Annotated in this window: 5 protein-coding genes; 2 read left to right on the top strand and 3 right to left on the bottom strand. The window is 44.0% G+C overall.

From position 1 onward, the window contains the following. The first annotated feature begins 236 nt into the window (after positions 1 to 236). Positions 237 to 1,283, top strand: a complete 1,047-nt coding sequence (locus tag V4C51_RS16755; protein WP_330927325.1) for a DUF3080 family protein — start codon at positions 237 to 239, stop codon at positions 1,281 to 1,283. Positions 1,284 to 1,763: 480 nt separating this feature from the next. On the opposite strand, the gene V4C51_RS16760 is transcribed toward V4C51_RS16755, so the two are convergent. Further along, positions 1,764 to 2,291, bottom strand: a complete 528-nt coding sequence (locus V4C51_RS16760; RefSeq protein ID WP_330927326.1) for an NADPH-dependent FMN reductase — start codon at positions 2,289 to 2,291, stop codon at positions 1,764 to 1,766. A 204-nt stretch (positions 2,292 to 2,495) separates the two neighbouring features. On the opposite strand from V4C51_RS16760, the gene V4C51_RS16765 reads away from it, so the two are divergent. Next, positions 2,496 to 3,974, top strand: a complete 1,479-nt coding sequence (locus tag V4C51_RS16765; RefSeq protein WP_330927327.1) for a L,D-transpeptidase family protein — start codon at positions 2,496 to 2,498, stop codon at positions 3,972 to 3,974. A 352-nt stretch (positions 3,975 to 4,326) separates the two neighbouring features. On the opposite strand, the gene V4C51_RS16770 is transcribed toward V4C51_RS16765, so the two are convergent. Then, the gene (locus tag V4C51_RS16770) at positions 4,327 to 4,917 is read right to left on the bottom strand and encodes a thymidine kinase (protein WP_330927328.1); all 591 of its coding nucleotides are present in this window, start codon (positions 4,915 to 4,917) and stop codon (positions 4,327 to 4,329) included. A gap of 482 nt (positions 4,918 to 5,399) precedes the next feature. Continuing rightward, a complete protein-coding gene (locus tag V4C51_RS16775; RefSeq protein WP_330927329.1) occupies positions 5,400 to 5,687 on the bottom strand; it encodes a hypothetical protein in 288 nt (95 codons plus the stop codon). Positions 5,688 to 5,739: the final 52 nt, after the last annotated feature.

Below are 5,739 nucleotides of genomic sequence, written 5' to 3' on the forward strand. Positions count from 1 at the left end.
CGTCAAATAGTCCCGCTATTCTCCTCACAAAAGCGACTTTTTATCCGCCATTTCTCGCAGTCCTCGCTACGGGCAGACTTTTAAGACTGCTTCTCAGGAAGATTTTTGACATATCTGGTTAGCGTTTGATAAAAGCATTGATTATCCTGAATTCAGTAGTTGATCGTTTTTAACTTGCCGGGAGTCTTATTTCCCATGGGAAAACGGCATTCGACTGCTGAATTCAGGATTACCGTATGTTTATGGCACGCTTGCTTACTCTCTTTTCGTTATTCCTTTTGGTGTCAGGTTGTGACCGATCCTCACCGCAGTATATCCTGCATGAATATAGTGCGCGTATCAGTCAGGTGCTTGATCAACCCAAGGTTGATTTGCCCCATGATGCACCCGTTGTTCCCTCTCTGAAAGCTCGGCAGTTTGTGTTACCGGATATTCGCCTTAGTTTCTTACAAGGCCTGGACTTATTAAAGTGCCCGGTATTGAGCCAGGAAGTAGGTTTTAGAAACAGCAGCTTAGGGAAGCAGCTTCAACCTTCACAGCAGCTGGACTATGAAAAGAAACTCATTAATGCCCTTGGGCAGTGTATAACGAGTCTTTCTAAAGAGGGGAATGCTGCTGCTACAGTGCAAACACTTGAGAAAATTTTATCAAAAAAACGTCAACTGTTGCCTGAAATACGTTGGAATGCCTTATTTGCCGGACCTGAACTGGTTAAGCAGTTACAAGGCAATGGTCTGCCCCTGCCGATGCAGGGCGATAATGGTTATCAGGGAACAGTGGAAGCATTAAATTACTTGATGGGTTATTTACCGGACAGGACTGTTCAACCACCTTATCAGAGAGAGCAGTTGGAAACGTATTTGCAGCACCTTCATGCATCCCGTTACAGTGGGCAGTTAATCACTGCTGCTGTTATGTTGACGAATACCTTCAATCACGTGTCTGATTTGCTGGAGGCTGAAAAAGATATTTGTGCCCATGGGCGGGTCACAGCCAGGGCAAGACGTTTGCAGAATGTATTTAATCTGTTTTATGTCGCTCAACTCCAGCCTTATCTGGTAAAAACTGTCAGGGAAGGAAATGACTGGCGGCTGGCTTTTCAGGGAGTAATGAAAGTGTTGCCAGAGCCGCCAAGCGAAGCAATGCGGATCTATATGCAAAATATACTTGGAGAGGGTGAGGGCAGTCTATGGCATGCGCTTAATCAATCAATTCTGCGGCACTCGCTGGCTTGGCAGGGAGTATTCAAACAATGTGCATTACTGCCTGATGTTAATAAATAGTCGTATAGTCCCATAGGGAGCTATCGGGATTCCGAAAGAGTACTTCCGCCGAGCCAGGCGGTGGTGAATTTCTTCTAACATTCTGCTAAGAGCCTGTCCGAGAATAGACTGCGCTATTGCGGTTGCAATAAATTGGTCTAAAAATTCCTGCTTCTTCATCAAATAACCCCGCTACTCTCCTCAGAAACAGAAATTTTTACCCTCAATTTCTCGCAATCCTCGCTAAGGGCGCTATTCTCGGTCAGGCTCCTAGTAGACTTCTGTCTTTTTGACCTACCCACCCTCGGGCAGACGGAAAGTAAAGCCTGTGCAGTTAATGTAAGTCTCTGGTGGCTGTCCCAATGAAGGAGGAGCCTTGGCAAAATCGTGGGAAAGTAGCCGTCTGACGGGAATTCTCCAGCGACATAGCTGGAGATGTCAACTTTTATAATGCTGAATGAAATAGCGGGAATAAAACAAGCCTGGTTACACAGGCTTGTTTTAATTTAACAAACCTTCAACAGCTTGTTTGACTTGTGCATTTATGTTTTTATCTTTTATGCTCAAGGTATTAGCGTCAAAGTTCTCATAAAATCTGGGGACAGAAGCGCTGCCAACCACAGACCCGGAGAAGTAAGGGGCGGAATCAACCGCTGTTTTCAGTACACTGGAGCCACCACGGGCGCCGGGTGAACTGGCTAGTAATACCATGGGTTTATTCTGGAAGACCTTGGGGTTGATGCGGGAGCACCAGTCAAACAGGTTTTTATAGGCAACACTGTAGGTGCCATTGTGTTCTGCGAAGGAAATCAGCAGACCGTCACTGCTTTTTATTTTATCAAGAAAGTGCTGTGCTTTTTCAGGGTGTCCTAGTTCTTTTTCCTTATCTTCGCTGAAAAGAGGAAGGTCATAGTCATTGAGGTCAGCTATCTCAATATCAACACCGGCAAGAAAGGTGCTTGCATAGGTGACGAGTTGCTTGTTTATTGACTGTTTGCTGCTGCTGGCAGCAAAAGCAAAGATTTTCATAGGGACTCCGTCCTAAATATTGTCATGAAGAGCCATGGTGGCACTCTTTTAACGGATATTCAAGCAATTGATAGTAATGTTAATGTACTTATCTGGCTCTCTAATTTGATAGGGCTATAATAAAACTTAGGGTTAATATGAAAAGAAATTTATGTGGCTTGCGGTTTATTTGTTCAATGAAAGGTGATTTTTTTGGGGTGAGTCTTGAATTCGCTATTGGTTTTTTCTAAAAAAACAGTGTTGCTGTTAATCTTATTGTTTCCAGATTTTGCAATTTCTGATGGTCGCTGGTTGATTAATCCTGTTGACAGAGGGAAGGGCAGTCCGTATAAAAATAAAAAAGAGTATATTTCATATATTTCTCCTCAAAAAAAAGAAGACTTTATTCATTGGATTAAAAATATACCAGACCATGGCATAGAAATATCTGAAAATATCATCCACTTATTAAACAGTAATCCGTCAGAAGATTGGCTGGAAGAAATTGCTTCTGTGTATGCCGCTTATATTGATCAAGGGTATATTAGTCGAAAAAAATACCAGCCTGAATGGCAAATTTTTGATGAGTTATTACCAAAAGACATGGCTTTTGATAGTACTATCCTCAATAAAATAGAACCCTTGATTCCAGAATATGCCCTGTTTAAAAAAGGACTCATGGTACTGAGGCAGTGGACTTTCTCGGTTGAAGAGCTTTTTCCAAAAGGAATTGTTCTTGAGAAAGGTATTCGCCATGAGGCAGTCAGGTATTTGAATCAGTGGTTATATGATCTTGGCTTCAGTGATATTCCTGTTAGCGAAGTATTTGGGCAGGATATGGAAAATGCTATCAAACACGTTCAGTATCATGGGGGAATCTCTGTTGATGGCGTCTTTTCGGATAAAACCAAACACGTTTTAAAGGAAAAAACAGCACAGCGTATTAACGCATTAAAAATAAATATGGAGCGTATGCGCTGGTTACCAAGATTATTGCCTGTACCGCATCTTCGAGTGGATATTGCCGGTTTCAATGTGGCGTGGGTCATGGGCAATGGCGGTGAAGTCCGCTATCGTGCGGTTGTGGGTAAACCCGAGCAGCCAACCCCGATCTTTCGGGATACTATCGATAGCATTACGATTAACCCGGTATGGACAGTGCCTCATGCAGAGGCGTCAACCCGTCTGTTAATGGCGGAACAGTCTTCACCCGGTTATTTGACAAATTACCGGTTTCATGTGTTTGAAAGCTGGCTCAAAGGAGCGCCTCAAATTGACAGTAAGGAGGTGGACTGGAAGCGGCTGACTGCTGAGAACTTTCCTTTTAAATTGAAACAGCAGCCGGGCTCGCAGAATCATTTTGGGCTTTACACCTTCGATTCGAACAATCGCTACAATGTCTTTTTGCATGATACTAATCAGCCCGCATTATTTTCGCGCCCAGTCAGGGCGCTGACGCAGGGGGGGGCTCTGGTGGAAAATATCGCAGAACTGGCATATGAAATTGGTAAACATCAGCGCATGTACAGTTTGATGGAATCTTCCACGCACTCAAAAAAAACGACAACTTTCGAGTTAGCAAGAGAGCTGCCTGTTTTTTACGTTTATTTCACCGTATGGCCTGATCCAAGTGGTCGCCTGGCTTATCGGGATGACATCTATCAACTGGATACAGCATTATTGAAACGAATAGAAAAGCCATAGTTTTTTGATAATGCTTCGTGCGGTTTCTATGAGCCTGCACATCAATAGCCTATTCTAATTACGTCATTCCTTCTTGTTTTGACGCCCAGCATATTGTCATGCTCATCAGGGTTGTTAGTAAAGGCCACTGGGAGCCTGACCGAGAATAGCGCCCGTAGGAGGATTGCGAGAAATTGAGGATAAAAATTTCTGCCTCTGAGGAGAATAGCGGGACTATTTGATGAAGAAGCAGGGGTTTTCAGACCAATTTATCGCAACCGCAGTAGGGCAGTCTATTCTCCAACAGGCTCCTAGGATAAAGCTGCAGAACAAAGTGACATCCTTATCCCAGATAAAAGTAGCAGCAAGGATGTCAAGAAAGCTTTTCAGCCAACAGGGCTTTATAATGATAGCGGCAGACAGATAAGTAGCTGTCATTGTCTCCGATGTGAACCTGGCTTCCTACTCCAACGGCACGTCCCTGATTATCAATTCGCAATACCATTGTCGCTTTTTTTTCGCAGCGTTTACAAATGCTCTTTAGTTCTGTCAGCTCATCGGCAATGGAAAGCAGTACCTTGCTCCCAGGAAAAGGCTGACCAAAGGCATCTGTTCGCAAGCCAAAACACAGTACTGGAATAGACAACTGGTCTACTACATCTGACAGCTGCCATACTTGCTGCTCAGTCAAGAACTGGGCTTCATCAAGCATCACGCAGGAAATGGAGCCATCCCCTTGTGCTTTATCAACCTCGGCCAACAAATTATCCCCTGCCGTTACCGGGAAAGCTTCACTTTGCAAACCAATGCGGGAAGTGATTTTTCCCTGACCAAATCTGTTATCAATCACGGGGGTCAGTAATAGCACACGCTTACCAGCACTCCGGTAGTTGTGGGCAGCCTGAAGAAGATAAGTGCTTTTACCCGAGTCCATAGAAGAGTAATAAAAATAAAGAGAGGCCATTCAATACTCATAACAAGGTGGCTGAAAATGCATGAAGCATAGTGAAGGCATAGTCACAGGTCTATAAGGGCAATCCATTTGGCAATCACTTACCCTGATAAAGGGATTTCAGTGTTGTCGAGTAGCCTTAAAAGCGTTCCTGCCCATGATTTCCATGGAGAAAGTAATGAAAATGCAGGAATTCATCCTTATTATACCAATCGCACTTGCTAATGCCTTGAAGTCGTTTGCTGTTGTGATGTTTGGGTAGATGTTTGGGTAAATGGTGTGATGAAGCTGGTTATTGACCAGCTTATGCTCTAGGAGCCTGTCTGAGAATAGACTGCCCTACTGCGGTGGCAGCAAATTGGTCTAAAAATTTCCGACTTTTTATCCTCAATTTTCTGCCATCCTCGCTACGGGCGCTATTCTCGGACAGGCTCCTAGAAAATAGGCAGTTATACCCTAGTTAGAAAAGGTAATTGGTATGAAACCTAAAAAGATTACACTGCCTCAGCTTCGAGCTTTGGAAGGCTCTTTCGAAAAAACGACTCAATCATCCTGCATGACAAGAGCAGGGGGTGTTTAGTAATGGTTAATATCGCCGCCTGATGATTTAAGGCATAACGCCCGGCTACTTTCCCAAAGCCGGGCACAGGAACAATAAACGTACCTTCTTCTTTGGAGCCTGTGATTTCACCCCGGTTTTTTTTTATCAATTGACAGATTTTACTGTGCAACGCATCTGCCTCCATGGAAAAGGTCAGATGAATAGGCTTGCATGGGGCCATGAAGTTCTCTCATGTTTGAAAAGGTGAAGCGAGGAGCCTGTCGGGCTTATGC

Source organism: Candidatus Sororendozoicomonas aggregata, from assembly GCF_031528575.1.
Lineage (GTDB): Bacteria > Pseudomonadota > Gammaproteobacteria > Pseudomonadales > Endozoicomonadaceae > Endonucleibacter > Endonucleibacter aggregata.